This is a genomic window from Pseudomonas sp. TMB3-21 (assembly GCF_054898145.1).
The window spans coordinates 1,228,713-1,253,530 of sequence record NZ_CM142718.1; the positions used below are offsets into that span (position 1 = coordinate 1,228,713).

Consider the following 24,818-nt stretch of genomic DNA (forward strand, 5'->3'; position numbering starts at 1 on the left):
GCCTATCTTACCTGCAGCCTTGCCAAGACAAAGCAGGCCACCGGGATTAGAATGTCCCGCATTCTCTTTTGGTGACAGCGATATGACTGATCAGCGCAAAGGCAGCGATGCCGAACCCACCACTCACTTCGGCTTCAAAAACGTTCCGGAAAGCCAGAAAGCGGAAAAAGTCGCTGAGGTGTTCCACTCCGTCGCCGCCAAATACGACTTGATGAACGACCTCCTGTCGGGCGGCATGCACCGTTTGTGGAAGCGCTTCGCGATCGAGCTGTCGGGCGTTCGCACCGGCAACCGGGTGCTGGATATCGCCGGCGGCACGGGCGATCTGACCAAAAAATTCTCGCACCTCGTCGGCCCGACCGGCCAGGTGGTACTGGCTGACATCAACGAATCCATGCTCAAGGTCGGTCGCGACCGTCTGCTGGATCTGGGCGTGGCCGGCAACGTCGAATTCGTTCAGGCCGACGCGGAAAAACTGCCGTTTCCGGACAACCATTTCGACTGCGTGACCATCGCCTTCGGCCTGCGCAACGTAACGCACAAGGAAGACGCCCTGCGTTCCATGCTGCGCGTACTCAAGCCGGGCGGCCGCCTGCTGGTGCTGGAGTTCTCCAAACCAACCAACGCGCTGATGTCCAAAGCCTACGACGCCTATTCGTTCGCCTTCATGCCCTTGATGGGCAAGCTGATCACCAACGACTCGGAAAGCTACCGCTACCTGGCCGAATCGATCCGCATGCACCCGAACCAGGAAACCTTGAAGTCGATGATGGTCGAGGCCGGTTTCGACCGCGTCACGTACCACAACATGACCGCAGGCATTGTCGCCTTGCACCGCGGCATCAAGCCCTGATGTTGCTGGCCGGGCTGCTCGCCAGCGTTGAACTCGGTGTAAACCGCGTGCTGCGTCTCGACAGCACCGCGCTGCCGCGTCTGGCGCATTTGAGCGGCAAAGTGATTGCGGTCGAATGCCGCAGCCCGGCGCTCAACGTGTTCATCCTGCCGAGCGATGAAGGCCTGATGCTCGCGTCGCAATGGGAGTCCGGCGCCGATTGCACATTGCGCGCCCCGGCCTCGAGCCTGCTCAAACTGGCGCTGAGCAAAGACAAGACCGCCGTCCTGCATGGCCCGGAGGTCGAACTCGATGGCGACAGCGGCGTGCTCCTGGAGCTGGCGGCCATTCTTCAGGACCTCGAGCTGGACTGGGAGTACGAACTCTCGCGCTGGCTCGGCCCGATCGCTACACCTCTGGTGGGCGGTCACCTGCGCAGCCGCGCTCGCTGGTATCAGCAGGGTTTTACCGCCCTCGGCCAGAACCTCGGCGAATACCTGGCCGAAGAGTCGCGCACCCTGGTGGGCCAGCGCGAAGCCGAAGCCCGTTTCAGTGAACTGGACCAGATCAAACTCGATCTGGAACGTCTCGAGGCGCGCTTCGAGCGCCTTTCCCGATCCCTCGACCCAAGCGATAACGCATGAAGCTGCTTGCCGTCCGCCGTTTGTTGCGCATTCAGCGCGTTGTGATCCGCTACCGCCTCGACGACTTGCTGTTCGCGTTGCCGTTGCCGTGGTTCCTGCTGGCGCTGCGCTATGCGCTGCCGTGGCGCTGGTTTCCGCGCAAAACGCTGGAGCTCAGCCGCGGTGCGCGCCTGCGCCTGGCTTTGCAGGACCTCGGGCCGATCTTCATCAAGTTCGGGCAGATTCTGTCCACGCGCCGCGACCTGCTCCCCGAAGACATCGCCGATGAACTGATGATGTTGCAAGACCGCGTGCCGCCGTTCGATTCGCAAGTGTCCATCAGGCTGATCGAAGAACAACTGGGCAAAAAGATCAGCGAAGTGTTCAGCCGTTTCGACGTTGAACCACTGGCCTCGGCCTCGGTGGCACAGGTTCACGCGGCGCAGTTGAAAACCGGTGAAGAGGTCGTGGTCAAGGTGATTCGACCGGGCCTGAAACCGATCATCGCGCAGGATCTGGCGTGGCTGTTCATTCTCGCCCGCGCCGCCGAAAAACTTTCAGCCGACGCTCGCCTGCTGCACCCGGTCGACGTGGTGCAGGACTACGAAAAAACCATCTACGACGAACTTGACCTGCTGCGCGAGGCGGCCAACGCCAGCCAGTTGAAGCGCAACTTCGAAGGTTCGCCGCTGCTGTACGTGCCGCAAGTCTATTGGGACTGGTGTCGGCCGAAAGTGTTGGTGATGGAGCGCATCTACGGCATTCAGGTCACCGACCTCGCGACGCTGGCCGATCAACGCACCGACATGAAAATGCTCGCCGAACGCGGCGTGGAGATCTTCTTCACCCAAGTGTTCCGCGACAGCTTTTTCCACGCCGACATGCACCCCGGCAACATCTTCGTCAGCACCGTGAACCCGTGGAGCCCGCAGTACATTGCCATCGATTGCGGCATCGTCGGCAGCCTCACGCCAGAAGATCAGGATTACCTGGCGCGCAACCTGTTTGCGTTCTTCAAGCGTGATTACCGGCGCGTCGCGCAATTGCACATCGACTCCGGCTGGGTGCCTGCAGAGACCAAACTCAACGAATTCGAAGCGGCGATCCGCACGGTTTGCGAGCCGATCTTCGAAAAACCGTTAAAAGATATTTCCTTCGGCCAGGTGTTGATGCGCCTGTTCCAGACCGCTCGACGCTTCAACATGGAAGTGCAACCGCAGCTGGTGCTATTGCAGAAAACCTTGTTGAACATAGAAGGCCTGGGTCGTCAGCTGTACCCGGACCTTGATCTGTGGAACACCGCGCAGCCGTTCCTCGAACGCTGGATGCGCGAGCGCGTCAGCCCGAAAACCTTGCTCGGCAACGTGCAGAGCCAGTTCGAGCAGTTGCCGCACCTGGCCAACATGGCGCGTGACCTGCTCGAACGCATGTCGCAACCGCACGCCTACGACCCGCCACCACCCTGGCATCGACGCCGTGACGACTGGTTCCTGCGCCTGCTCGGCACCGCGCATCTGGCCGGCGGTGCGGTACTGGCGATCGGCGGCCCGTTGAACGAACTGGCTTACTGGCCGGCAGCAATCATGATGGCGGTGGGTTTGTATCTGGTCGTGCGTCGATAGCACGAATGAGCTGCAAGCGATAAGCTTCAAGCTTCAAGCCCTTTGGCCACACGACGCAGATTGTTTTTTACTTGCAGCTTGAAGCTTAGAGCTTGGGGCTGCTTCAGGAACTGAAGATGAACAACTGGCTGGACGAGATCAAGTGGGACGCTGACGGCCTGGTGCCAGCGATCGCTCAGGATCACAAAACCGGGCGCGTCCTGATGATGGCGTGGATGAATCGTGAAGCCCTGCAATTGACGGCGGACGAAAACCGCGCCATTTACTGGTCACGTTCCCGTGGCAAGCTGTGGCGCAAGGGCGAAGAGTCCGGCCACGTACAGGTCTTGCACGAGATGCGCCTGGACTGTGACGCCGATGTGATCATTCTTATGGTCGAGCAGATCGGCGACATTGCCTGCCACACCGGCCGCCAGAGTTGCTTCTATCGTGTCTTCGAAAACGGCGACTGGAAAACCGTCGACCCGGTGCTCAAAGACCCGCACGCCATTTATAGCGCAGGACACACTCATGAGTGACACGCTGACCCGTCTGGCAGAAGTGCTGGAAGAGCGCAAGGGCGCCGCCGCCGACAGTTCGTACGTCGCCAGCCTTTATCACAAGGGCCTGAACAAGATTCTGGAGAAAGTCGGCGAAGAGTCGGTCGAAACCATCATTGCCGCCAAGGACGCCGCCATCAGCGGCGACTGCAGCGATGTGATCTACGAGACCGCCGATTTGTGGTTCCACAGCATGGTCATGCTTGCCCAGCTGGGGCAGCATCCGCAGGCTGTGCTCGATGAACTTGACCGTCGCTTCGGTCTGTCCGGACACGCCGAGAAAGCCTCGCGCCCGTCCGCCTGAACAACTATTTGAGAGGAGCAGCACCATGGGCATTTTTGACTGGAAACACTGGATCGTCATCCTGGTAGTTGTCGTGCTGGTGTTTGGCACCAAAAAGCTGAAAAACCTCGGCACTGACGTCGGCGAGTCGATCAAGGGCTTCCGCAAAGCCATGAACGATGACGAAAAACCGGCCGACCCGACCGTGACCCCGGCGCAACCGGTGCCGCCTGCTCAGCCTGTTCATCCACAGGCCGCCCAGCCGGTGAACCCGCCGCACACCATCGACGTGCAGGCGCAGAAAGTCGAAGAGCCAACCCGCAAAGACGTGTGAGCACTGACTAATGTTTGGTATCAGCTTCTCTGAACTGCTGCTCGTCGGCCTCATCGCCCTGCTGGTGCTGGGCCCTGAGCGTCTGCCGGGTGCTGCGCGCACAGCCGGCCTGTGGGTCGGCCGTCTGAAGCGCAGCTTCAACGCGATCAAACAGGAAGTTGAGCGTGAAATCGGTGCTGACGAGATCCGTCGGCAACTGCACAACGAACACATTCTGTCGCTGGAGCAGGAGGCGCGGAAGATTTTCACGCCGACTCAGCAGGAGCCCACGCCGGTGCCACCGGTCGAGCCCGTGGCCCCGCAGACCATTCACGCGCCGAAACCTGACGCTGCGCCTGTCACGGCGCCGGTGGTGACCGCTGTTGAACCCGCGCCCTCAGCGCCCTCCACCGCGCCCGTCACCCCGGCGCCTCACGATACCCCTTTGCCGCCGCGAGCCCCATGAGCGACCTTCCTGAAAACGACCAGCACATGCCGCTGGTGTCGCACCTCACCGAACTGCGTACTCGACTGCTGCGCTGCGTAGCGGCGATCTTCATCATTTTCGCCGGGCTGTTCGCCTTCACCCAGCAGATTTACACCTTTGTCTCCACGCCGTTGCGCCAGTATTTGCCCACCGGCGCGACGATGATTGCTACCGATGTGTCGTCACCGTTCCTCACGCCGTTGAAGCTGACCATGATGGTCTCGCTGTTCCTGGCGATTCCGGTGATCCTGCATCAGATCTGGGGCTTCATCGCGCCAGGCCTGTACAAGCATGAAAAGCGCATTGCGGTGCCGCTGCTGATGTCGAGCATTCTGCTGTTCTACACCGGCATGGCGTTCGCCTATTACCTGGTTTTCCCGTTGATCTTCCAGTTCTTCGCCGCCGCCACCCCGGCCGGCGTGGAAATGATGACTGACATCGCCAGCTACCTCGATTTCGTCATGACGCTGTTCTTCGCCTTCGGCGTCGCCTTTGAGATTCCGGTGGCCGTGGTCTTGCTGGTATGGATCGGCGTGGTCAATGTCGCCTACTTGAAGAAGATTCGCCCCTACGTGATCATCGGTTGCTTCGTGGTGGGCATGATCCTGACCCCGCCGGACATTTTTTCGCAGACGCTGCTGGCGGTGCCGATGTGGATGCTGTTCGAGATCGGCATCCTGTTTAGCAGTCTGATCAGCAAACGCGGTGATCATCCTGACGATCAGCCGGTCGACGACCCCAACGATCAGCCTCCTGCGACTCAAGCGTGAACCTGCTGCTGCTCGAAGAGGCCGATTTCATTGCGGCTGACCGGGTGATCCTGCGGGATCGACGGTTGACGCACATGCAGGAAGTCCATCGCTGCGAAGTCGGGGACAGCATGCGCGTCGGGCGCATCGGCGGCCTGATGGGCTCGGCTGAAGTGCTACACCTGGCCGCCGATGAAGCCGAACTGCGCGTCACGCTTGATCAGTCACCACCCGCCAAGCTGCCACTGACGCTGATCCTGGCCCTGCCACGCCCGAAAATGCTGCGCAGGGTGTTTCAGACGGTCGCGGCCATGGGTGTGCCGCGCATCGTGCTGGTGAACAGCTATCGCGTCGAGAAGAGCTTCTGGCAGACGCCGTTCCTTGAGCCCGAGGCAATTCGCGAGCAGTTGATACTGGGCCTCGAACAGGCGCGAGACAGCGTGCTGCCGGAAATCGTCATCGAGAAGCGCTTCAAACCGTTCGTTGAGGATCGCTTGCCGGCGATGGCGGAAGGCACGCTCGGTTTGGTCGGCCACCCTGGCAAGTACCCGCCCTGCCCGCGCGGGCTGGACGAACCTGTGACCCTCGCCATCGGTCCGGAAGGCGGCTGGATTCCTTACGAAATCGACCTGCTGGGCAAATCCGGCCTTCAGCCGGTGCAACTGGGCGAACGCATCCTGCGCGTCGAAACCGCCGTCACCGCGTTGCTCGCTCGCCTGTTCTGACTATCTCAATACCTTTAGCAACTGGCGCAGCCTGCGTCCGGCCGCGCAGCAGTCTTTTGTCCACCTCTGTAGTGGTTCAGGGAAATTGTGCAATCAGGGTTAGACGGCTGCTGCGCAGCCGAACGCAGGCTGCGCCAGCTGCTACAAGGATGACGTCCGTCGTGAAGTCCGGGGACTTTCTACAGAATCCCACCCATGGGCCGATACAGCTTCCATAAAAACCAATTTGTGGTCTGTGGGAGTTGCAGCAATGTACGGATGGCTAGCCGAGAAACTGGGAAACGTCAGCGTTAATCGCAAACTGGGGATCGGCTTCGGTCTGGTGCTGCTGTTGACGTTATTGATCACCTTCACCGGCTGGACCGGTTTAGGCGAGGTGATGAGCCGCGGTGACAAGCTGGGCTTTATCTCCAGCCTCAACGACCTCAGCAAAGAGCTGCGCATCGCCCGCCAGGCTTACGAAATGCGCCGTGGCGAACAGGGCCCTGAGGAGGTCAATCAGCTACTGGGTAAACTCGACAGCGGACTGAATACCGCACGCACGCTGATCGAACAACCGTCAGACATCGCTTTGATTGACCAGCAACTGGCCGCCGTAAGCGAATACAAGCGTGCGTTCGGCGCGATGACACAGGCCAGCGCACAGCGTGAAGACGCCCGCAGCAAGCTCGGCGCTGCTGCCGATAATGCCGTGGCGAAGATCGCGGAGATCGAGAAATCCATGCTGCAAGGCGACAACATTGCGCAGTTCAACAGCGTGGTCGACCTGAGCAAACAACTGCAGCAAGCGCGCTACCAGGTCCGTGGCTACACCTATAGCGGCCGGGCCGACGCTGAACAACCGGCCCTCGACGCTATCGACGCTGCGCTGAAAACCCTCAGCAGCCTGACGACCAGTCTTCCGGAGGAATTCGCCGCCAACCTGCAACAGTCCGGCGAATCGTTGAAGACTTATCGCGCCGCCGTCAGCCAGTTCCGCGACTCCCAAACCGCCAATGCCGCCGCCCTCAAAAGTATGAGCGCGCAAGGCGATGTCCTGATTGATGCCAGCACGAAACTCACGGTTTCACAGACCGTCGTGCGTGATACCGACGCGGCCCATGCCAAGAACATGCTGATGTGGGCCACCGGCCTGGCGCTGGTTATCAGCCTTTTCGCGGCATGGTTCATCACTCGCCAGATCGTCACGCCACTGAACGAAACGCTTAAGGTGGCCGAGCGCATCGCGGCCGGCGATTTGACGCACAACCTGGCGTCGCAACGCCGTGACGAACTCGGCCAGTTGCAACGCGCGATCCAGAGCATGACGGAAGGCCTGCGCGTACTGATCAGCGGGATCGGCGAGGGTGTCACCCAGATCGCCAGCGCGGCCGAAGAGTTGTCCGCCGTGACCGAGCAGACCAGCGCCGGGGTCAATAGCCAGAAGATCGAGACCGATCAGGTCGCGACTGCCATGAACGAAATGACCGCCACCGTGCAGGAAGTCGCGCGCAACGCCGAAGAAGCGTCCGAAGCGGCTGCCGCTGCAGATCAGCAAGCCCGCGAGGGTGACAAAGTGGTGGGTGAAGCCATCGCACAAATCGAGCGTCTGGCGCTCGAAGTCGGCAACTCCACCGAAGCCATGGGGCATCTCAAGCGCGAGAGCGACAAGATTGGCAGCGTCCTCGACGTGATCAAATCCGTGGCCCAGCAGACTAACCTGCTGGCGCTCAACGCGGCGATTGAAGCAGCGCGCGCCGGTGAGGCTGGACGCGGTTTTGCGGTGGTCGCCGACGAAGTCCGCAGCCTCGCCCAGCGCACACAGAAATCCACGGAGGAAATCGAAGAACTCATCATCGGCCTGCAAACCGGCACCCAGCAAGTGGCGACCATCATGGACAACAGCCGTACCCTGACCGACAGCAGCGTCGAGCTGACCCGTCGGGCCGGCGGCTCACTGGAAAACATCACGCGCACGGTATCGGCGATTCAGTCGATGAACCAGCAGATTGCCGCCGCTGCTGAACAGCAGACCGCAGTAGCTGAGGAGATAAACCGTAGCGTGCTGAATGTCCGTGATGTGTCCGAGCAGACCTCGGCCGCCAGCGAAGAGACGGCGGCTTCCAGCATTGAGTTGGCGCGGTTGGGTACGCATTTGCAGACGCTGGTGGGCAGGTTCAAGGTTTGAAGTGATTCAAAGATAATCAGCCAAAAAAAACCCCGCTTTCGCGGGGTTTTTCATTTTCTTCATGCCAACTGAGGCTGAGCACTTATAGGTCTGAGTGGCAGCAGCGGCGCATGGGGATCGGCGGTCACCGATTTACGCCAGGTTTCCAGCCACTCCGGATGACCTTCGTTCCAGATCTGCTCATGCAGACGACCCAACGCCACAGGATCGCTCAACAACTGCACACGCTCGTCGTTGGTCAGGCTTTCCGGCCCGACTTTCAAAGCGTGACGAACCCGTTCTATCCGCAGCCATTCGATCGGCTCGGCTTCACGGTGACGAGAAGTCGCCAGCGAGCACGCCAGAGCGTTCTGCTGAGGATCGACGACCGAGCGGACAAAGCCGTCTTTCAACGCGTGATAGCGGTTTTCGTGCGTGTACTTGTCAGTGTCGATAAGTGCCTGTGGCGGATTGTATTCCTCAGGGATCAGGAACAGGCTCTCGTCACGGGACTTGAGGCCCAAGCCAACGCGGCTGGAGATCACCGACACCGGAATCGACAACATCAGCGAACCGACGATCGGCACCAGCCACCACAGGAAGCTCGGGTTCAGCCAAATCACCAGCAGCGCCCAGAAGAAACCCAGCAGCGTTTGCGGACCGTGGCGTTTAACCGCTTCGCTCCATGGCGTCGAGTCGTCGTCACGCTGTGGCGAGTTCCAGGTCGCGGCCCAGCCGAGGAACGCGGCGAGCACGAAACGGGTGTGGAAAATCATCCGCACCGGCGCCAGCAGCATGGAGAACAGCATCTCCAGCAGCATCGACAGCGTCACCTTGAACTTGCCGCCGAACTCTTTCGCGCCCTTGGCCCAGATCAGGATGATGCTCAGCAATTTCGGCAGGAACAGCAGCACGATGGTCGTCGAGAACAGCGCGATCGCCTTGTCTGGATGCCATTGTGGCCACAGCGGATAAAGCTGACGCGGCTCCAGGAAGTACTGCGGCTCCATCAGCGTGTTGACCGCGAGCAATGCCGTCGACAACACGAGAAAGAAGAACCACAACGGTGCCGACAGGTAAGACATCACGCCGGTCAAAAACACCGCACGGTGCACAGGGTGCATGCCTTTGACCAGGAACAGGCGGAAGTTCATCAGGTTGCCGTGGCACCAGCGACGGTCACGCTTGAGTTCGTCCAGCAGGTTTGGCGGCAGTTCTTCATAGCTGCCCGGCAAGTCATAAGCGATCCACACGCCCCAACCGGCACGGCGCATCAGCGCAGCTTCGACGAAGTCGTGGGACAGAATTGCACCGGCGAACGCACCTTTACCCGGCAACGGCGCCAAAGCGCAGTGCTCGATAAACGGCTTCATGCGGATGATCGCGTTATGGCCCCAATAGTGCGATTCGCCCAGCTGCCAGAAGTGCAGACCGGCAGTGAACAGCGGGCCGTATACGCGCGTCGCGAATTGCTGCATGCGTGCGTACAAGGTGTCCATGCCCGACGCACGCGGCGCCGTCTGGATGATCCCGGCGTCCGGCGTGGCTTCCATCAAGCGCACCAGACTGGACAGGCAATCGCCGCTCATCACCGAGTCGGCGTCGAGCACGACCATGTACTTGTAGTCGCCGCCCCAGCGACGGCAGAAGTCGTCGAGGTTACCGCTTTTGCGTTTGACGCGACGACGACGACGACGATAGAAGATCTTGCCGAAGCCTTTGGCCTCACGGCAGACATCCAGCCACGCCTGCTGCTCGGCAACGCAAATGTCGGCATCGTTACTGTCGCTGAGTACAAAAAAGTCGAAGCGGTCCAGGTTGCCCGTGGCCGCGACTGACTCGAACGTCGCCCGCAAACCGGCGAACACCCGTGGCACGTCTTCGTTGCAGATCGGCATTACCAGTGCGGTGCGCGCGTCCTTGGGAATCGGCTCGTTGCCGGCACTTTTACCGGAAATACGGTATTTGTCATGACCGGTGAGCAACTCGAGGAAGCCCATCAATGCCGTCCAGAAACCGGCCGATACCCAGCAAAACAAAATCCCGAACAGAATCAGGATGCTGGTTTGCAGCGCATACGGCAGCACTTGCGTAACGGTCTGCAGGAACGGCTGGTGCATGATCTCGTCGAGACTGACGAACGACCAGCCCTGATACGGCATGATGCCTTTCATGTACCAGCCCGCGACGATAGTCTGCCCCAGCATCAGGACCAGCAGAATATAGCGACGGATGGAGCCAACCGTGCGCCAGCGGGCGGCCGGCAACACGTTCTCATCCTTTGGCAGCGGCGGCGGATTGGTACGGCCGGTCAGCCGACGCCAGCCGCGCACCAGGATATTGGTGCGCCACGGCTCCGGCACGACTTTGGTCCGACGGATCGGCGGCGTGGCCTTGAGAACCACGCGACCGCTGGCATCCATCGCCAGCATTTCCGCTTCTTCGAGTTCTTCGGCGGTATTCAAGGTCAAACGTTTGCCGACCGAAGCTTGAGCAGCCTCAACCGGAGCGTCAAACGTCGAGGACGACAGACGCTGGTGCAGTTCACTGAATGACTGGCAGCCCGCGAGTTCCGCGCGCTGCTCGTCGGTCATCGGTAGATGCGCCAGATACTCGGCAAGAGTCTCTGGCTGTACTTGAGAATTACTCATCGGCAGGCAACTGGTAGCTCCAGGTCTCGGTCAGGACTTCTTCAGTCGGTGCCGATTCCGGTGTGGCTGGGGCCGCTTCGGCAGCGACTGGCTGCTTGGCGTCTTTGTTGTCCTGTTCCTTGGTAGCGGCGACTGGCTTGACTTCAGCCTGTTTGGCTTCGGCGAGCTTGGCTTCCTTGTCCTCTTTCTCCTGCTGCTTGGCAGCAACCTTGTCGGCCTTGGCAACGGAGGAATTGGAGGTCGGCAGCGTCTTGGCCAGATCGGCCGTGACAATGTTCTTGACCAGTGCAGCACGCATCTCGGTGGCCTTGCTCGGGTCCTTGATCTTCATGCGCAGGGTCAGGCGCCAGCCTTTGGTGTCCGGGTTGTAACGAACACTGTTCTCGACCAGTTCGGCGTTATCGCCAACGCTGACCTGACTGCGAACGTCGGTGTCTGCCGGCAATGCCAACAGCGACGGGCCTTCAAAGTCGACCAGATAAGCAACGCTGCCATCCGGCTGACGGATCAGGTTGGACTGTTTGACGTCACCGGTGGAGCGCAGAGTCTGTTTCACCCAGGCGCTGTCCGGAGCGTGCAGCGCAGCTTCGTCGATGGTCCAGTGCATGCGGTAGGCAACGTCGAGCGGCTGGCCTGGCTCAGGCAGTATTTCCGGGCTCCAGAAAGCAACGATGTTGTCGTTGGTTTCGTCGGCGGTCGGAATTTCCACCAGGTCTACAGAGCCCTTGCCCCAATCGCCTTTCGGTTCGATCCACGCACTCGGGCGCTTGTCATAGCGATCATCGAGGTCTTCGTAGTGACTAAAGTCACGGCCACGCTGAAGCAGACCGAAACCACGCGGGTTCTCGATGGAGAAGTTGCTCACAGAGAGATGTTTAGGATTGTTCAGCGGACGCCAGATCCACTCGCCGTTGCCGGCATGAATCGACAGACCGCTGGAGTCGTGCAGCTCTCGACGATAGTTGAGCACCTTGGACGGCTGATTGGCGCCGAACAGGAACATGCTGGTCAGCGGCGCGACGCCAAGCTTGGTGACCTTGTCACGCAGGAACATCCGCGCCTTGACGTCGACGACGGTGTCGCTGCCAGGACGCAGGGTCAGGCGATAAGCACCGGTAGCGCGAGGCGAATCCAGCAGCGCGAAAATCACCAGGTGCTTGTCGCCCGGCTTCGGCTGTTGAATCCAGAACTCGGTGAAACGCGGGAATTCTTCGCCGGACGGCAAAGCGGTATCGATGGCCATACCGCGAGCGGACAGACCGTAGGTGTGCCCCTTGCCGACAACGCGGAAATAACTCGCGCCAAGCATGGTCATGATTTCGTCTTGCTTGTCGGCCTTGTTGATCGGGTAAAGCACACGGAAACCGGCGTAACCCAGTTGCTCAGTGGCTTTCGGATCGAATTGCACATCGCCGAAATCGAAACGAGTAGGGTCGTATTTGATTTCCTGGACGCTGTTTGCGGTGATTTCGTTGATTTTCACCGGCGTATCGAAATGCATACCCTGGTGATAGAACGACAGCTTGAACGGGGTTTTCTGATCGGCCCATTCAGCTTTTTCGGTGCGGAAACGAATTTTCTGATAGTCCGCAAATTTCATTTCGCGGAATTCGTTTGGCAGATTACTGCGCGGGGCTTCGTACTTCTGCCCGGCCAGCTCTTTTGCCTTGACCGACACATCCTCCAGATTGAATGCCCAAAGCTGGCCGGCGCTGAGCAGGCAGAGCAGAGCAGAGCCCGCTACCAGAGCGCTTCGGAACCGTTTGGCAGTCAATTTTGGTGCATTACAGGGACTAACAATCACGAGCAACCCTCGCCGAAAACAGATCAAAAAACCAACGGCCAGTTAAAGTGCCAGCTCGGTGTGCGGTTCAAAAAACCGACCTTGCCAGCGACTCTTGCCAAGTTGGCGAGCATTGTTCCGACTCCCATGGGGCAAAATGATTCCCCAACAGGCCCAGGACAAGTCTCTACCTAAGTCAAAAACGGACCAACGAACGCCGATCCCCGTAGCGCGCGATTATCTAGCAGGCTGCGTTACAACGCATCAGGCGCCAGCAAGTATTTTTCGCGAAAAAACCCTGTTTTCAGGCGAAAAACGCTTAAAAAGTTGTTTCAAGCGCTTTCAGGTCTGCAACAGGAAGGTGACCGGGCCGTCGTTGACCAGATGCACCTGCATATCCGCGCCGAATCTACCTGATGCCACAGTGCCATGCACCTGTTTCGCTTTGCCTAATAGATAGTCGAACAACTCCTCCCCCAAGGCCGGAGGGGCAGCCGTGGAAAAACCCGGTCGCAGCCCGCTTTTGGTGTCGGCGGCCAAGGTGAACTGAGAGACCAGCAGCAACCCACCGCCGACATCCGCCAAGGACAGATTCATCTTGCCCTCGGCGTCACTGAACACACGATAGTTAAGCAGCTTATGCAAAAGTTTGTCGGCGCTGGCCGGCGTGTCTGCGGGTTCGACCGCGACCAATACCAGCAGGCCCTGATCGACGGCACCGACCACCTCGCCCGCGACCTCGACCCGCGCGGCACTCACCCGTTGCAGGAGCCCCTTCATGCTTCGTCGGGAGCCAGGTCGAGCAGGCGCCGCGCCATCTGACTGGCCGCACGCACCAATGCGTCGGTAATGCCCGGCTCCGAGGCCGCGTGGCCAGCGTCGCGGATTACCTGCAGTTCGCTGTTCGGCCAGTTCTGATGCAGCTCCCAAGCGTTATCGAGCGGGCAGATCACGTCGTAGCGGCCATGCACGATCACGCCTGGCAGATGGGCGATCTTGCCCATGTCGCGAATCAGCTGGTTGGGTTCGAGGAAGGCGTTGTTGCTGAAGTAGTGACATTCGATGCGAGCGATGGACAACGCGCGCTGCGGCTCGGAGAAGCGGTCGACCACCAACGGGTTCGGGCGCAGGGTTGCCGTGCGGCCTTCCCACATGGACCAGGCCTTTGCCGCGTGCATTTGCGCGATCTGATCGTTGCCGATCAATCGCTTGTGGAACGCCGCGAGCAAGTCGTCGCGCTCATCCAGCGGAATCGGCGCGATGTAGTCCTGCCAGTAATCCGGAAACAGACGACTGGCGCCCGCCTGGTAGAACCACTCGATTTCCTGCGGACGGCAGAGAAATATCCCGCGAAGAATCAGACCGTGTACCCGCTCTGGATGGGTTTGCGCGTAGGCCAGCGCGAGGGTCGAGCCCCATGAACCGCCGAACAGCACCCATTTGTCGATGCCCAGGTGCTGGCGAATTCGCTCAAGGTCGGCGACCAGGTCCCAGGTGGTGTTGTTTTCCAGGCTGGCATGGGGCGTCGAGCGACCGCAACCGCGCTGGTCGAAGGTAACAATGCGATATAGATTGGGATCAAAATAACAGCGACTCTGCGCATCACATCCGGCACCGGGCCCGCCGTGGATGAACACCACCGGCAATCCTTCCGGCGAACCGCTTTCGTCAACGTACAGGGTGTGGGTTTCATCGACAGCCAGATCATGCCGGGCGTAGGGTTTGATCTGCGGGTACAAAGTCTGCATTGCGCGCTCCGTAAGGGGTCGAGGTCATCCCTGGGGGGACTTCTATTATTCTGCCGTTCGGCATCATAAACCCGATTTACGTGAATGAGCACGATCCCTGTAGGAGCGAGCCTGCTCGCGATGGTCGTCAACGATAATGCGTTGAATCTGACGCATTGCGGCGTTTGCGGATTTTTCGCGAGCAGGCTCGCTCCTACAGGGTTTTGCGCCAGGCTAGCGCTTGTAGTGGTTTTCACCCCAGGCCAAGAGGCCTTGCAGCAGTTCCTTGAGCACTATCTGCGTCGGCTCTGCCAGATCCGGCCGATACCGGAACGGTTCGAACTCTTCCATGTAGGTGCTCTGACACAATTCCAGCTGCACTGCATGAATGTTGTCGGCCGGGTTGCCGTAATGCCGGGTGATGTGACCGCCCTTGAAGCGACCGTTGAGCACATGGCTGTACTGGGCATGTTGTGCGCAAATCGCTTCCAGCTGCGTGGCCAACTGCGGATCGCAACTGGCGCCGTTGAAGGTGCCAAGGTTGAAGTCCGGCAGTTTGCCGTCGAACAGATGCGGGATGATCGAGCGGATCGAATGCGCATCGAACAGTAGGGCGTAACCGAACTCGGCTTTCAGTCGTGCCAGTTCATCGCGCAGCGCGCTGTGATACGGCGTCCAGATCTTCTCCAGATAACTCGCCCGCTCCGCTGCCGAAGGTTGCATGCCCTCGCGAAACAACGGAATGCCGTCGAACAGCGTCGCCGGGAATAAACCGGTGGTGGCGCCGGCATATAAAGGTTTGTCGTCAGACGGACGATTCAGGTCGATGACGAATCGCGAATACTCAGCCGCCAGCGTACTGGCACCCAGCGCGTCGGCGAATTCATACAGCGTGGGGATGTACCAGTCGGTGTCCGGCAGGCTTTTCGCGTCACCGATCAGCCCGGCCTCGACGGCCGGCGTCAGGCGCAGACCGGCGTGAGGCATGCTGATCAAAAGCGGCACACGGCCTTGTTTGAAATTCAGAACCTTGTCCACAACTGCTCTCCTACAGATTCGTTTCGACGCCGTGGCGCACGACGCGTTTTTCCAGATCGCCGCCCAGCCAGTACGACAGGTCGGCGGGACGATCGATTTGCCAGGCGACGAAATCCGCGACCTTGCCCACTTCCAGCGAACCATGGGTGTCGGCCATGCCCAGCGCGGTAGCGGCATGAATCGTCGCGCCCGCCAGCGCTTCTTCCGGGGTCATGCGGAAGCAAGTGCAAGCCATGTTCAGCATCAGGCGCAGTGACAGTCCCGGTGAGGTGCCGGGATTGAGGTCGCTGGCGATGGCGATTCTCACGCCGTGTTTGCGCAACGCGTCCATTGGCGGCAACTGTGTTTCACGCAGGAAGTAGAACGCACCGGGTAGTAGCACAGCGACCGTGCCGGAGGCGGCCATGGCGATGGCGTCGTCTTCGGTCATGAATTCCAGATGATCGGCGGACAAGGCGTGATACCGCGCGGCCAGGCTTGAGCCGTTCAGCGACGACAATTGCTCGGCGTGCAGCTTCACCGGCAGGCCCAGTTGTTTCGCGGCGATGAACACGCGCTCGACCTGCGCGGGCGAAAACGCCAGGTACTCGCAAAACGCATCGACCGCATCCACCAGACCTTCGGCCGCCAGCGCTGGCAGCATCTGTGTGCAAATGTGCTCGATGTAGTCGTCGGCGCGGTCCGCGTATTCCGGCGGCATGGCGTGCGCCGCGAGGCAGGTGCTACGCACGCTGACTGGCAGTTCCGCGCCGAGACGACGAATGACCCGCAGGATTTTCCGCTCGCTGGCCAGGTCGAGGCCATAACCGGATTTCATTTCGACGGTGGTCACGCCGTCGCGCATCAGGCTTTTCAGACGCTTGGCGGCACTGGCGAACAGCTCGTCTTCCGATGCGGCACGGGTGGCGCGTACGGTGCTGGCGATACCGCCGCCGGCCGCCGCGATTTCGGCATAACTGACGCCTTGCAGACGCTGCTCGAATTCGCCGCTACGGTTACCGCCAAACACCGTGTGGGTGTGGCAGTCGATCAGGCCTGGGGTGACCCAGGCTCCGTGCAAATCGGTGGTGGCCGAATAGTCTCCCGGCGGCAGTTCAGCCTGGGGGCCGAGCCACTCGATGTGCGCACCGGACGTCACGATGGCTGCGTCCTCGATGATCGAGTAGACGCCTTGCGCCATGGTCGCGACGTGGCAGTTGTGCCAGAGGGTTTTCATCCCGGGTTCCTCGTCTTGTTCAAAATCGATTCGCGAGCAGGCTCGCTCCCACACTGGATCTGCAGCGTTCACACAATCCCTGTGGGAGCGAGCCTGCTCGCGATGGCGTCAGCTCCACACTGGATCTGCAGCGTCCACACAATCCCTGTGGGAGCGAGCCTGCTCGCGATGGCCTCAGCCCCACACTGGATCTGCAGCGTTCACACAATCCCTGTGGGAGCGAGCCTGCTCGCGATGGCGTCAGCTCCACACTGGATCTGCAGCGTCCACACAATCCCTGTGGGAGCGAGCCTGCTCGCGATGGCCTCAGCCCCACACTGGATCTGCAGCGTTCACACAATCCCTGTGGGAGCCGGGCTTGCCCGCGATGGGGCCCTTACAGGCTCGGCAACAACTTCACCGACACCAATTCATTCAGGCAACGCGTCGCCAACAATTGAGTCGCCGCATTGATGTCCGGCGCAAAAAACCGGTCCTTCTCATAAAACGGCACTTCAGCGCGCAGGATCGCGCGGGCTTTTTCCAGCTTCGCCGAGGTCTTCAAACCCTTACGCAGATCCAGCCCCTGACACCCCGCCAGCCATTCCACCGCCAGCACGCCGCGGGTGTTTTCTGCCATTTCCCACAAGCGCTTGCCGGCAGCCGGGGCCATCGACACGTGGTCTTCCTGGTTCGCCGACGTCGGCAGGCTGTCCACCGAATGCGGATGCGACAAAGCCTTGTTCTCGCTGGCCAGCGCTGCCGCAGTCACCTGAGCGATCATGAACCCGGAATTGACGCCGCCATTGGCCACCAGAAACGGCGGCAGTTGCGACATGTGCTTGTCCATCATCAAGGAGATTCGACGTTCGCTCAGCGAGGCGATCTCCGCGATGGCCAGCGCCATGTTGTCCGCCGCCATGGCCACCGGCTCGGCGTGGAAGTTACCGCCGGAGATCACGTCGCCTTCAGCGGCGAACACCAATGGGTTGTCGGACACTGCGTTGGCTTCGACAGCGAGCACCTCGGCAGCCTGTCGGAACTGGGTCAGGCAGGCGCCCATAACTTGCGGCTGGCACCGCAGGGAATACGGGTCCTGAACCTTGTCGCAATTCTGATGCGAATCGGACACTTCACTGCGCTCTCCGAGCAAATCGCGATAGGCGGCAGCGGCGTCGATCTGGCCTTTCTGGCCACGGGCAGCATGGATGCGTGCATCGAATGGCGAACGCGAGCCCAATACCGCTTCAACCGTCAGCGCGCCCAGCGCGACGGCGCCGGCAAACAGGTCTTCACCTTCAAACAAACCGCGCAACGCATAAGCGGTCGACACCTGCGTGCCGTTGAGCAGCGCCAGACCTTCTTTCGCGGCCAGGGTCAGCGGCTTGAGGCCTGCGACTTGCAGTGCTTCGGTCGCGTCCAGCCATTCACCCTTGTAACGCGCTTTGCCCTCACCCAGCAGCACCAGCGACATATGCGCCAACGGCGCGAGGTCACCGGATGCACCGACCGAACCTTTCAACGGAATGTGCGGGTATACCTCGGCATTGATCAGCGCGATCAGCGCATCGATCACCACCCGGCGAATCCCGGAAAAACCACGGCTCAGGCTGTTGACCTTGAGCACCATGACCAGTCGCACCAGAGCATCGCTGATCGGCTCGCCGACACCGGCAGCGTGCGACAACACCAGCGAGCGCTGGAGGTTTTCCAGGTCTTCGCTGGCAATGCGCGTCGAGGCGAGCAGGCCGAAACCGGTGTTGATGCCGTAAGCAGTGCGGTTTTCGGCGAGGATCTGCTCCACACAGGCGACGCTGGCTTCGATCTGCGCCGAGGCGCTGTCGTCGAGGGTAATCCGCACCGGCTGCTGATAAATGTCACGCAGCTGGGCAAGGCTCAGTTGGCCGGGAATCAGGTTAAGCGCAGTCATTCAAATGCTCCTTTTGAGAGTTTGTTATTAACTACCAGTCGCTCCGGAGCATTCCGTTATCCGTCGCCTCGCGTCTTTTGGACGATCCGCGCCTTGGCACGCTGGTATGGGTATTGATCAGTGCAAATCAGGTAGCGCGTTGCGCAGCCGTTGAGGATCTCTGAGAACGCTGGCGGCGGCAGCAATGTCCGGCGCCAGCCAGCGATCCTGGTCATAGGCCGGAACCTGTTCGCGCAGCAGACGCCAGGCGATATCAGTACCGGCGCCGAAGCGTTGATCCTTGAAAAATTCAAACGCCTGGGCCGCCAGCAGATACTCGATGGCGAGGATCTGCGTGCAGTTTTCCAAGGCGCGGTGCAGCTTCAGTGCGGCGTTGGTGCCCATGCTCAGATGATCTTCCTGCAGGCCCGAGGTGACGAAGTTGTCGAGCACCGCCGGTTGCGCCAATTGGCGGTTCTCCGCACACAATGACGCGGCGACGTATTGCACGATCATCATTCCCGAGTTCACGCCGGGGTTGGCCACCAGAAAGGCCGGCAGTCCGCTGACATGCGGGTTGATCAAACGGTCCAGGCGCCGCTCGGCGATGGAACCGATTTCGGCCATGGCGATGGCCAGCAGATCGGCCGCCATTGCCACTGACTGGCCATGCGGGTTGGCCTGGGACATCACCCGATAGGCGTCCGGCGTGCCCAGCAGCAGCGGGTTGTCGGTGCAGCCATTGAGCTCGATTTCGATCTGTTTTGTCGCGTGTTCAAGCTGATCGCGGGCAGCACCGTGAACCTGAGGAATCGAGCGGATGCTCAGGGCATCCTGGGTGCGAATGCCTTTGCTCGATGCGATCACTTCACTGCCCTTCAGCAACGAGCGCAGATTGCTGCCGACCCGTTGCATGCCCGGATGCGGCTTGAGCGCGATGATCTCGGCGTCGAAGGCAGCGATCTGACCGCGTTGCGCTTCGAAACTCATCGCAGCGATCACGTCGGCCCACTGCAGCAGGCGCGTCGTATCAGCAATCGCCAGGCAGCTCAGCCCGGTCATGCACGGCGTGCCGTTAACCAGGCACAGGCCATCTTTCGCACCGAGCTGAACCGGCTGCAAACCTTCTTCGGCCAACGCCTGTTGCGCTGGAACAATCTGCCCGCGATAGCTGACGTTGCCGACGCCCAGCAGCGTGATGCTGATATGAGCCATGTGGGTCAGGTAACCGACCGAACCTTGCGACGGCACTTGCGGGGTGATGCCGCGATTGAGTAGCGCCAGCAAGCCTTCGACCACTTGCCGATGCAGGCCGGATTTGCCCTGGCTGAAGTTGATGATGGCCGCGCACATGATCGCTCGGGTTTGTTCGTCGGCCAGTGGTGCGCCAACGCCACAGGCGTGGCTGAGCAGCGTGTTGCGCGACAGTTGGCTGAGTTGTTCGTCCTTGAGCGAGACATTGCACAGCGCACCGAGGCCGGTGTTGACACCGTAAGCGCGCTCGCCGCTGGCGACAATGCGCTGGACGATCGCCTGGGCATTTTCAATGCGCGCCCAGGCGTCTGCGGACAGCTCGAGCTGCGCGCCGTGGCGAGCTACGGCGACCACATCCTGCCAACGCAAGGGGGCGTTGGCGATAACGATTTTTTCAGCCTTGGACATCTGGAGCCTCATACAAAATTCATGGTCGTATGACACCTGTGGCGAGGGAGCTTGCTCCCGCTGGGCTGCGAAGCAGCCCCAAAAATCTTGCGACCGCTTCGCGCTGGAGCGCCAGCCCGGTCGAACGGGAGCAAGCTCCCTCGCCACAAAAGCAGTCTCGTCACCCTTCAACTTCAAACCACCGCAGCCCGCCGCTGCACAAACCGGTCGACATACTCATCCGCCGGCGAATGCAGGATCTCCCGCGGCGTGCCGACCTGAATCAGCCGCCCGTCCTTGAGGATCGCGATGCGGTTGCCAATCCGCACCGCTTCGTCGAGGTCATGGGTGATGAAGACGATGGTCTTGTGCAGGGTTTTCTGCAGCTCCAGCAACTGATCCTGCATTTCGGCGCGAATCAACGGATCGAGGGCGCTGAACGCTTCGTCCATCAGGATAATGTCGGTGTCTGCCGCCAAAGCGCGGGCCAGGCCGACGCGCTGGCGCATGCCGCCGGAGAGCTGATGCGGGTATTTGTTTTCGTAGCCTTTGAGGCCCACGGTGTTGATCCAGTGCAGCGCGCGTTCGCTGCACATCTGCTTGCTCTCGCCGCGCACTTTCAAGCCGTAAGCGACGTTGTCCAGCACGGTCTTGTGCGGCAACAGGCCGAAGCTCTGGAACACCATGCTGATCTTGTGTCGGCGAAATTCGCGCAGGGCTTCCATGTCGTACTGCAGGATGTCCACGCCATCCACCAGGATCGCGCCGCTGGTGGGGTCGATCAGGCGATTGAAGTGGCGCACCAACGTGGATTTGCCCGAACCGGACAGGCCCATGATCACGAAGATCTCGCCAGTGCCGATGCTCAACGACAGGTCATTCACGCCGACTACGCAGCCGGTTTCGGCGAGCACCTGATCCTTGGTTTTGCCCTGCCCCACCATGGCCAGCGCCTCCTTGGAACGGTTGCCGAAAATCTTGAAGACGTTTTTGACTTCGATCTTGCTGATGGCTTCGTTGCTCATTTGCTCACCTCATGCCGTGGCCGACCGTACGCTTGAGTAATCCGGTCGATGACCACTGCCAGAATCACGATCGCCAGACCGGCTTCAAGGCCGCGTCCGACGTTGAGGGTCTGAATCCCCACCAGCACGTCTTCACCCAGGCCTCGGGCGCCGATCATCGAGGCAATCACCACCATCGACAGGGCCATCATGGTGGTCTGGTTTATCCCGGCCATGATGCTCGGCAGCGCCAGCGGCAGTTGCACGCCAAACAGTTGCTGCCAGCGGTTGGCGCCGAACGCATTGATCGCTTCCATCACTTCGCCGTCAACCTGGCGAATGCCCAGGTCGGTCAGGCGGATCAGCGGCGGCGCAGCGTAAATCACCGTGGCGAAAATCGCCGGGACCTTGCCCAGACCGAACAGCATCAGTACCGGGATCAGGTACACGAAACTCGGCATGGTCTGCATGATGTCCAGCAACGGCATCAGCACTGAGCGCAGGCGATTGCTGCGCGCGGAAAGGATTCCCAGAGGGATGCCGATCAGCACCGAAATGACCGTCGCCACCATCATCAGCGCCAGCGTTTGCATCAGCTTGTCCCAGAGGCCGACTGCGCCCACCAGAAACAGCAGACCGACGATGACGGCGGTGGTCACCACTTTGCGCGTGGCGTGCCAGGCAACGCCGCCGACGATAGCCAGCATCAACCACCATGGCGCCGCACGCAGCAGGCCTTCCAGATTGACGATGGCCCAGAGCAGCGTGTCAGAGATGCTGCGGAACACATCGCCGTAATTGGTGACCAGCGAATCGACCCAACCGTTGACCCAGTCGGCGATGGAAAAGGTAAAGCTTTCGGGAAACATAGGAGACTCTCAATCAAGGGGTTGCGATCAAGCGTTCGACTGCCGGTGCCGGCAGTCGGAAAACTCGACCTACAAGGCCGCGTCGATTTTTTTGGCGGCGTCTTCGCTCACCCATGCATGCCAGACTTCAGGATGTTCCTTGAGGAAGATTTTCGCCAGTTTCGGCGAAGCAATCCGCTCCTTGGCCATGCGCCCCAGATTCTGGTTGAGCAGGTCGATCGGCAGGTTGACCTTTTCCAGCACGGCCACCAGTTCCGGGGCTTCGTCGTGGAAGGTTTTGGACAGGCCGACCTTGATGGTCACGCTCTTGTCGACGCCCGGTTTCTCTTCGAGTTTGACCAGGTCGACCTGACCCATCAGTGGGGTCGGCGACCAGTAATAGAACAGGATCGGCTCGCCACGTTTGTAGCTCGACAACACCGCCGCATCCAGCGCCGGGCCGGTGCCCGGACGGAAGTTGGTGTAAGTGCTTTCCAGACCGTAGCTCTTGAGCATTTCGCTGTTGTCCAGCTCACAGGTCCAGCCGGCAGGGCAGTTGTAGAAACGGCCTTTGGACGGCTCTTCCTGATCCTTGAAGACTGCTGCGTATTTGCTCAGGTCAGCAATGTTTTTCAGGTCGGGGGCCTTGGCTTCCAGCTTGCGGCTGGCATCACCCTCGATCACGTAGCGCGGCACGTACCAGCCTTCGATCGCGCCAGTGACCGGCGCGCCGACACCCACGACTTTGCCGGCCTTCTCGGCCTTGTTCCAGACTTCACTGCGGCCAACCCATTCTTCGGCAAACACCTGAATGTCATTGCTGCTCAGGGCGTTTTCCATGGTGATGGAGTTGCCCGGCAGGCTGTCGGTCTTGCAGTCGTAGCCTTTCTCCAGAACGATTTGCAGCACGTCGGTCAGCAGCATGCCGCTTTCCCAGTTCAGGCCGGCGAACTTCACCGGTTTGCCCGATTCGCACCAGCCAGCCGCCTGAGTGGCGCCGGCACCGGTCAGCACGCCCATGGCAAGCAATGCGGTCAGCAGGGTCTTGTTGGATTTCATTGTCGTGACGCTCCTAATCATGAATTGGCTTACGGCAGTCAAGAGGCATCCAGCCCTGTCCACGTCCCAATCAGGCCTGCGCCGCAGCGCCACCGGCCACTCTTGTTTCAGGTTGTGCAACGCTGTCCTGCTCGACCGGCAGAATCAGATGATCGGGCACCGAACCGTGCCATTTTTTTGCGCACAGGTAATACAGGGCGGCGGGAAGCACCAGACCGATAATCCAGGAAATATCCACGCCACCCAGGGTTTCCACCAACGGACCGGTATAGAACTTGGTCGCAATGAAAGGCAACTGCACCAGCACACCGAAAACATAGACGCTGATGCCCAAGGCGTTCCAGCGACCGTAGCGACCGTTTGGATCAGCCAGCGCCGGCACGTCATAGCGCTCGCGAGTGATGCAGTAGTAGTCCACCAGATTGATCGCGCTCCAGGGTGTGAAAAACGCCAGCAAAAACAGGATGAACGACTTGAACGCACCGAGGAACGAGTGCTGGCCGAGCAAGGCGATCAGGGTCGCAGTACCGACGATAATCAGTACGAAGACCAGACGCTGCAAACGCGTGACCTGCAAGTGACCTCGAAAACCGCTGATGATCGTCGCAATGCACATGAAGCTGCCGTAGGAGTTCAGCGTTGAAATGGTGACCTTGCCGAATGCGATGCTGAAGTACAGCAGCGCAGCCGTTGCACCGGTACCGCCCAGACCCACAATGTAGGCCACTTCGTGCCCGGCGAATTGGCCGTTGGCCGATGCGGCGGCAAACACGCCGAGAATCATCGCCACCTGGGCGCCAATCACCGAACCGGCGCCAGCGGCGAAAAAGGTTTTCACCGAGGAAATCTTGCTCGGCAGGTAACGGGAATAGTCAGCCACGTAAGGGCCGAAAGCGATCTGCCAGGACGCCGCGAGCGACACCGCAAGCAGAAAACTGCTCCAGCTGAAGTGGCGGATTCGCAGAAGAGCGCCCACGTCCGTTTGGCTCATCAGACGGTAGAACAGGTAAACAAAAGCAATCACTCCGATAACGCTGGCGACCCGGCCGATGAAGTGGATCACCCGATAACCGAGCACCGTGACCAGCACGATGACACTGGCGAAAATGAGGATACCGACGCTGTCGCTGACCCCGAACAACTGGCCTAGCGCCTGGCCGGAAAGCACCGTTCCCGTGGCGGTGAAACCAAGGTACATCAAGCAAACCAGTACGATCGGAATGGCCGCGCCGTAAACGCCGAACTGTACCCGGCTGGAAATCATCTGCGGCAGACCCAGCTTCGGCCCTTGCGCCGCATGCAACGCCATCACCCCGCCGCCGATTAATTGGCCGATCAGCAAACCGATCAACGACCAGAACACATCGCCGCCCAGCACCACGGCCAGGGCACCGGTGACAATCGCAGTGATTTGCAGGTTGGCGCCCAGCCACAGGGTGAACTGGCTCAACAGACGACCGTGTCTTTCCGCTTCCGGGATGTAGTCGATCGAACGCCTTTCGATCAACGGTTCGCTGCCTGCACGAGCGTTGTTAACAGCCATGATTCAACCTCTGTGGATTGTTCTTGGAATTCGACTCGTTTTGCTTTTCCTGTGTGAGCGAGCCTGCTCGCGAGGGGCCAGCACATCTAACATTGATGCTG

Annotated in this window: 22 protein-coding genes; 10 read left to right on the forward strand and 12 right to left on the reverse strand. The window is 60.3% G+C overall.

The window, feature by feature from the left end; genetic code table 11:
* The first annotated feature begins 82 nt into the window (after nt 1–82).
* The 10 genes from ubiE to ACYZTS_RS05730 all read left to right on the forward strand — a co-directional run bounded on the left by ubiE (nt 83) and on the right by ACYZTS_RS05730 (nt 8,340).
* Complete coding sequence (gene ubiE, locus ACYZTS_RS05685; RefSeq protein WP_007948968.1) at nt 83–853, forward strand: bifunctional demethylmenaquinone methyltransferase/2-methoxy-6-polyprenyl-1,4-benzoquinol methylase UbiE; 771 nt, start codon at nt 83–85, stop codon at nt 851–853.
* The gene (locus ACYZTS_RS05690) at nt 853–1,476 is read left to right on the forward strand and encodes a ubiquinone biosynthesis accessory factor UbiJ (RefSeq protein ID WP_461994642.1); all 624 of its coding nucleotides are present in this window, start codon (nt 853–855) and stop codon (nt 1,474–1,476) included. The genes ubiE and ACYZTS_RS05690 overlap by 1 nt, the downstream gene beginning before the upstream one ends.
* Complete coding sequence (ubiB, locus tag ACYZTS_RS05695; RefSeq protein WP_028621768.1) at nt 1,473–3,077, forward strand: ubiquinone biosynthesis regulatory protein kinase UbiB; 1,605 nt, start codon at nt 1,473–1,475, stop codon at nt 3,075–3,077. The genes ACYZTS_RS05690 and ubiB overlap by 4 nt, the downstream gene beginning before the upstream one ends.
* 116 nt (nt 3,078–3,193) lie before the next feature.
* The gene (gene hisI / locus ACYZTS_RS05700) at nt 3,194–3,595 is read left to right on the forward strand and encodes a phosphoribosyl-AMP cyclohydrolase (protein WP_028621769.1); all 402 of its coding nucleotides are present in this window, start codon (nt 3,194–3,196) and stop codon (nt 3,593–3,595) included.
* Nucleotides 3,588–3,920: a phosphoribosyl-ATP diphosphatase gene (locus tag ACYZTS_RS05705; RefSeq protein WP_008047820.1), complete on the forward strand. Its 333-nt coding sequence runs from the start codon at nt 3,588–3,590 to the stop codon at nt 3,918–3,920. Before hisI ends, ACYZTS_RS05705 begins: the two co-directional genes overlap by 8 nt.
* A 25-nt stretch (nt 3,921–3,945) precedes the next feature.
* On the forward strand, nt 3,946–4,233 hold the full coding sequence (locus tag ACYZTS_RS05710; RefSeq protein ID WP_028621770.1) for a twin-arginine translocase TatA/TatE family subunit: 288 nt from the start codon (nt 3,946–3,948) through the stop codon (nt 4,231–4,233).
* Nucleotides 4,234–4,243: 10 nt separating this feature from the next.
* Nucleotides 4,244–4,678: a Sec-independent protein translocase protein TatB gene (tatB, locus tag ACYZTS_RS05715; RefSeq protein WP_028621771.1), complete on the forward strand. Its 435-nt coding sequence runs from the start codon at nt 4,244–4,246 to the stop codon at nt 4,676–4,678.
* Nucleotides 4,675–5,469: a twin-arginine translocase subunit TatC gene (gene tatC, locus ACYZTS_RS05720; RefSeq protein WP_028621772.1), complete on the forward strand. Its 795-nt coding sequence runs from the start codon at nt 4,675–4,677 to the stop codon at nt 5,467–5,469. Before tatB ends, tatC begins: the two co-directional genes overlap by 4 nt.
* Complete coding sequence (locus ACYZTS_RS05725; protein WP_461994646.1) at nt 5,466–6,173, forward strand: 16S rRNA (uracil(1498)-N(3))-methyltransferase; 708 nt, start codon at nt 5,466–5,468, stop codon at nt 6,171–6,173. Before tatC ends, ACYZTS_RS05725 begins: the two co-directional genes overlap by 4 nt.
* A 250-nt stretch (nt 6,174–6,423) precedes the next feature.
* On the forward strand, nt 6,424–8,340 hold the full coding sequence (locus tag ACYZTS_RS05730) for a methyl-accepting chemotaxis protein (protein WP_028621774.1): 1,917 nt from the start codon (nt 6,424–6,426) through the stop codon (nt 8,338–8,340).
* Nucleotides 8,341–8,399: 59 nt separating this feature from the next.
* Here the strand turns inward: ACYZTS_RS05730 and mdoH are convergent, their stop codons facing one another.
* The 12 genes from mdoH to ACYZTS_RS05790 form a co-directional block, all read right to left on the reverse strand.
* Entirely contained in the window at nt 8,400–10,970 is a 2,571-nt protein-coding gene (gene mdoH / locus ACYZTS_RS05735; RefSeq protein WP_461994648.1) for a glucans biosynthesis glucosyltransferase MdoH, read from the reverse strand.
* A complete protein-coding gene (locus ACYZTS_RS05740; protein WP_461994650.1) occupies nt 10,963–12,774 on the reverse strand; it encodes a glucan biosynthesis protein G in 1,812 nt (603 codons plus the stop codon). Before ACYZTS_RS05740 ends, mdoH begins: the two co-directional genes overlap by 8 nt.
* A gap of 321 nt (nt 12,775–13,095) precedes the next feature.
* Nucleotides 13,096–13,533 carry a D-aminoacyl-tRNA deacylase gene (dtd, locus tag ACYZTS_RS05745; RefSeq protein WP_028621777.1) on the reverse strand — a complete coding sequence of 146 codons (438 nt, stop codon included), beginning with the start codon at nt 13,531–13,533 and terminating at the stop codon, nt 13,096–13,098.
* Nucleotides 13,530–14,501 carry a prolyl aminopeptidase gene (pip, locus tag ACYZTS_RS05750; RefSeq protein WP_461994653.1) on the reverse strand — a complete coding sequence of 324 codons (972 nt, stop codon included), beginning with the start codon at nt 14,499–14,501 and terminating at the stop codon, nt 13,530–13,532. The genes dtd and pip overlap by 4 nt, the downstream gene beginning before the upstream one ends.
* Before the next feature lie 213 nt (nt 14,502–14,714).
* Nucleotides 14,715–15,518 (reverse strand): N-formylglutamate deformylase, encoded by an 804-nt coding sequence (gene hutG, locus ACYZTS_RS05755; protein WP_461994655.1) that lies wholly within the window; start codon nt 15,516–15,518, stop codon nt 14,715–14,717.
* A 10-nt stretch (nt 15,519–15,528) separates the two neighbouring features.
* Nucleotides 15,529–16,734, reverse strand: coding sequence for an imidazolonepropionase (hutI, locus tag ACYZTS_RS05760; protein ID WP_461994657.1), 1,206 nt, complete (start codon nt 16,732–16,734; stop codon nt 15,529–15,531).
* Between the two features lie 376 nt (nt 16,735–17,110).
* Entirely contained in the window at nt 17,111–18,643 is a 1,533-nt protein-coding gene (gene hutH, locus ACYZTS_RS05765) for a histidine ammonia-lyase (protein WP_461994659.1), read from the reverse strand.
* 117 nt (nt 18,644–18,760) lie between these two features.
* Nucleotides 18,761–20,284: a histidine ammonia-lyase gene (gene hutH, locus ACYZTS_RS05770; protein WP_461994662.1), complete on the reverse strand. Its 1,524-nt coding sequence runs from the start codon at nt 20,282–20,284 to the stop codon at nt 18,761–18,763.
* A gap of 173 nt (nt 20,285–20,457) precedes the next feature.
* Nucleotides 20,458–21,288: a quaternary amine ABC transporter ATP-binding protein gene (locus ACYZTS_RS05775; RefSeq protein ID WP_461994664.1), complete on the reverse strand. Its 831-nt coding sequence runs from the start codon at nt 21,286–21,288 to the stop codon at nt 20,458–20,460.
* Nucleotides 21,285–22,136 carry an ABC transporter permease gene (locus tag ACYZTS_RS05780; protein ID WP_028620916.1) on the reverse strand — a complete coding sequence of 284 codons (852 nt, stop codon included), beginning with the start codon at nt 22,134–22,136 and terminating at the stop codon, nt 21,285–21,287. The genes ACYZTS_RS05775 and ACYZTS_RS05780 overlap by 4 nt, the downstream gene beginning before the upstream one ends.
* A 69-nt stretch (nt 22,137–22,205) precedes the next feature.
* Entirely contained in the window at nt 22,206–23,174 is a 969-nt protein-coding gene (locus ACYZTS_RS05785; RefSeq protein WP_461994667.1) for an ABC transporter substrate-binding protein, read from the reverse strand.
* A 70-nt stretch (nt 23,175–23,244) separates the two neighbouring features.
* On the reverse strand, nt 23,245–24,717 hold the full coding sequence (locus tag ACYZTS_RS05790) for a purine-cytosine permease family protein (protein WP_028620918.1): 1,473 nt from the start codon (nt 24,715–24,717) through the stop codon (nt 23,245–23,247).
* Between the last annotated feature and the right edge of the window lie 101 nt (nt 24,718–24,818).

Excerpts from the sequence above, each read along its gene's own strand:
- ubiE (WP_007948968.1), top strand. The coding sequence starts at position 83 with ATGACTGATCAGCGCAAAGGCAGCGATGCCGAACCCACCACTCACTTC.
- ACYZTS_RS05690 (WP_461994642.1), top strand. The coding sequence starts at position 853 with ATGTTGCTGGCCGGGCTGCTCGCCAGCGTTGAACTCGGTGTAAACCGC.
- ubiB (WP_028621768.1), top strand. The coding sequence starts at position 1,473 with ATGAAGCTGCTTGCCGTCCGCCGTTTGTTGCGCATTCAGCGCGTTGTG.
- hisI (WP_028621769.1), top strand. The coding sequence starts at position 3,194 with ATGAACAACTGGCTGGACGAGATCAAGTGGGACGCTGACGGCCTGGTG.
- ACYZTS_RS05705 (WP_008047820.1), top strand. The coding sequence starts at position 3,588 with ATGAGTGACACGCTGACCCGTCTGGCAGAAGTGCTGGAAGAGCGCAAG.
- ACYZTS_RS05710 (WP_028621770.1), top strand. The coding sequence starts at position 3,946 with ATGGGCATTTTTGACTGGAAACACTGGATCGTCATCCTGGTAGTTGTC.
- tatB (WP_028621771.1), top strand. The coding sequence starts at position 4,244 with ATGTTTGGTATCAGCTTCTCTGAACTGCTGCTCGTCGGCCTCATCGCC.
- tatC (WP_028621772.1), top strand. The coding sequence starts at position 4,675 with ATGAGCGACCTTCCTGAAAACGACCAGCACATGCCGCTGGTGTCGCAC.
- ACYZTS_RS05730 (WP_028621774.1), top strand. The coding sequence starts at position 6,424 with ATGTACGGATGGCTAGCCGAGAAACTGGGAAACGTCAGCGTTAATCGC.
- mdoH (WP_461994648.1), bottom strand. The coding sequence starts at position 10,970 with ATGAGTAATTCTCAAGTACAGCCAGAGACTCTTGCCGAGTATCTGGCG.
- dtd (WP_028621777.1), bottom strand. The coding sequence starts at position 13,533 with ATGAAGGGGCTCCTGCAACGGGTGAGTGCCGCGCGGGTCGAGGTCGCG.
- pip (WP_461994653.1), bottom strand. The coding sequence starts at position 14,501 with ATGCAGACTTTGTACCCGCAGATCAAACCCTACGCCCGGCATGATCTG.
- hutI (WP_461994657.1), bottom strand. The coding sequence starts at position 16,734 with ATGAAAACCCTCTGGCACAACTGCCACGTCGCGACCATGGCGCAAGGC.
- hutH (WP_461994659.1), bottom strand. The coding sequence starts at position 18,643 with ATGACTGCGCTTAACCTGATTCCCGGCCAACTGAGCCTTGCCCAGCTG.
- hutH (WP_461994662.1), bottom strand. The coding sequence starts at position 20,284 with ATGTCCAAGGCTGAAAAAATCGTTATCGCCAACGCCCCCTTGCGTTGG.
- ACYZTS_RS05775 (WP_461994664.1), bottom strand. The coding sequence starts at position 21,288 with ATGAGCAACGAAGCCATCAGCAAGATCGAAGTCAAAAACGTCTTCAAG.
- ACYZTS_RS05780 (WP_028620916.1), bottom strand. The coding sequence starts at position 22,136 with ATGTTTCCCGAAAGCTTTACCTTTTCCATCGCCGACTGGGTCAACGGT.
- ACYZTS_RS05785 (WP_461994667.1), bottom strand. The coding sequence starts at position 23,174 with ATGAAATCCAACAAGACCCTGCTGACCGCATTGCTTGCCATGGGCGTG.
- ACYZTS_RS05790 (WP_028620918.1), bottom strand. The coding sequence starts at position 24,717 with ATGGCTGTTAACAACGCTCGTGCAGGCAGCGAACCGTTGATCGAAAGG.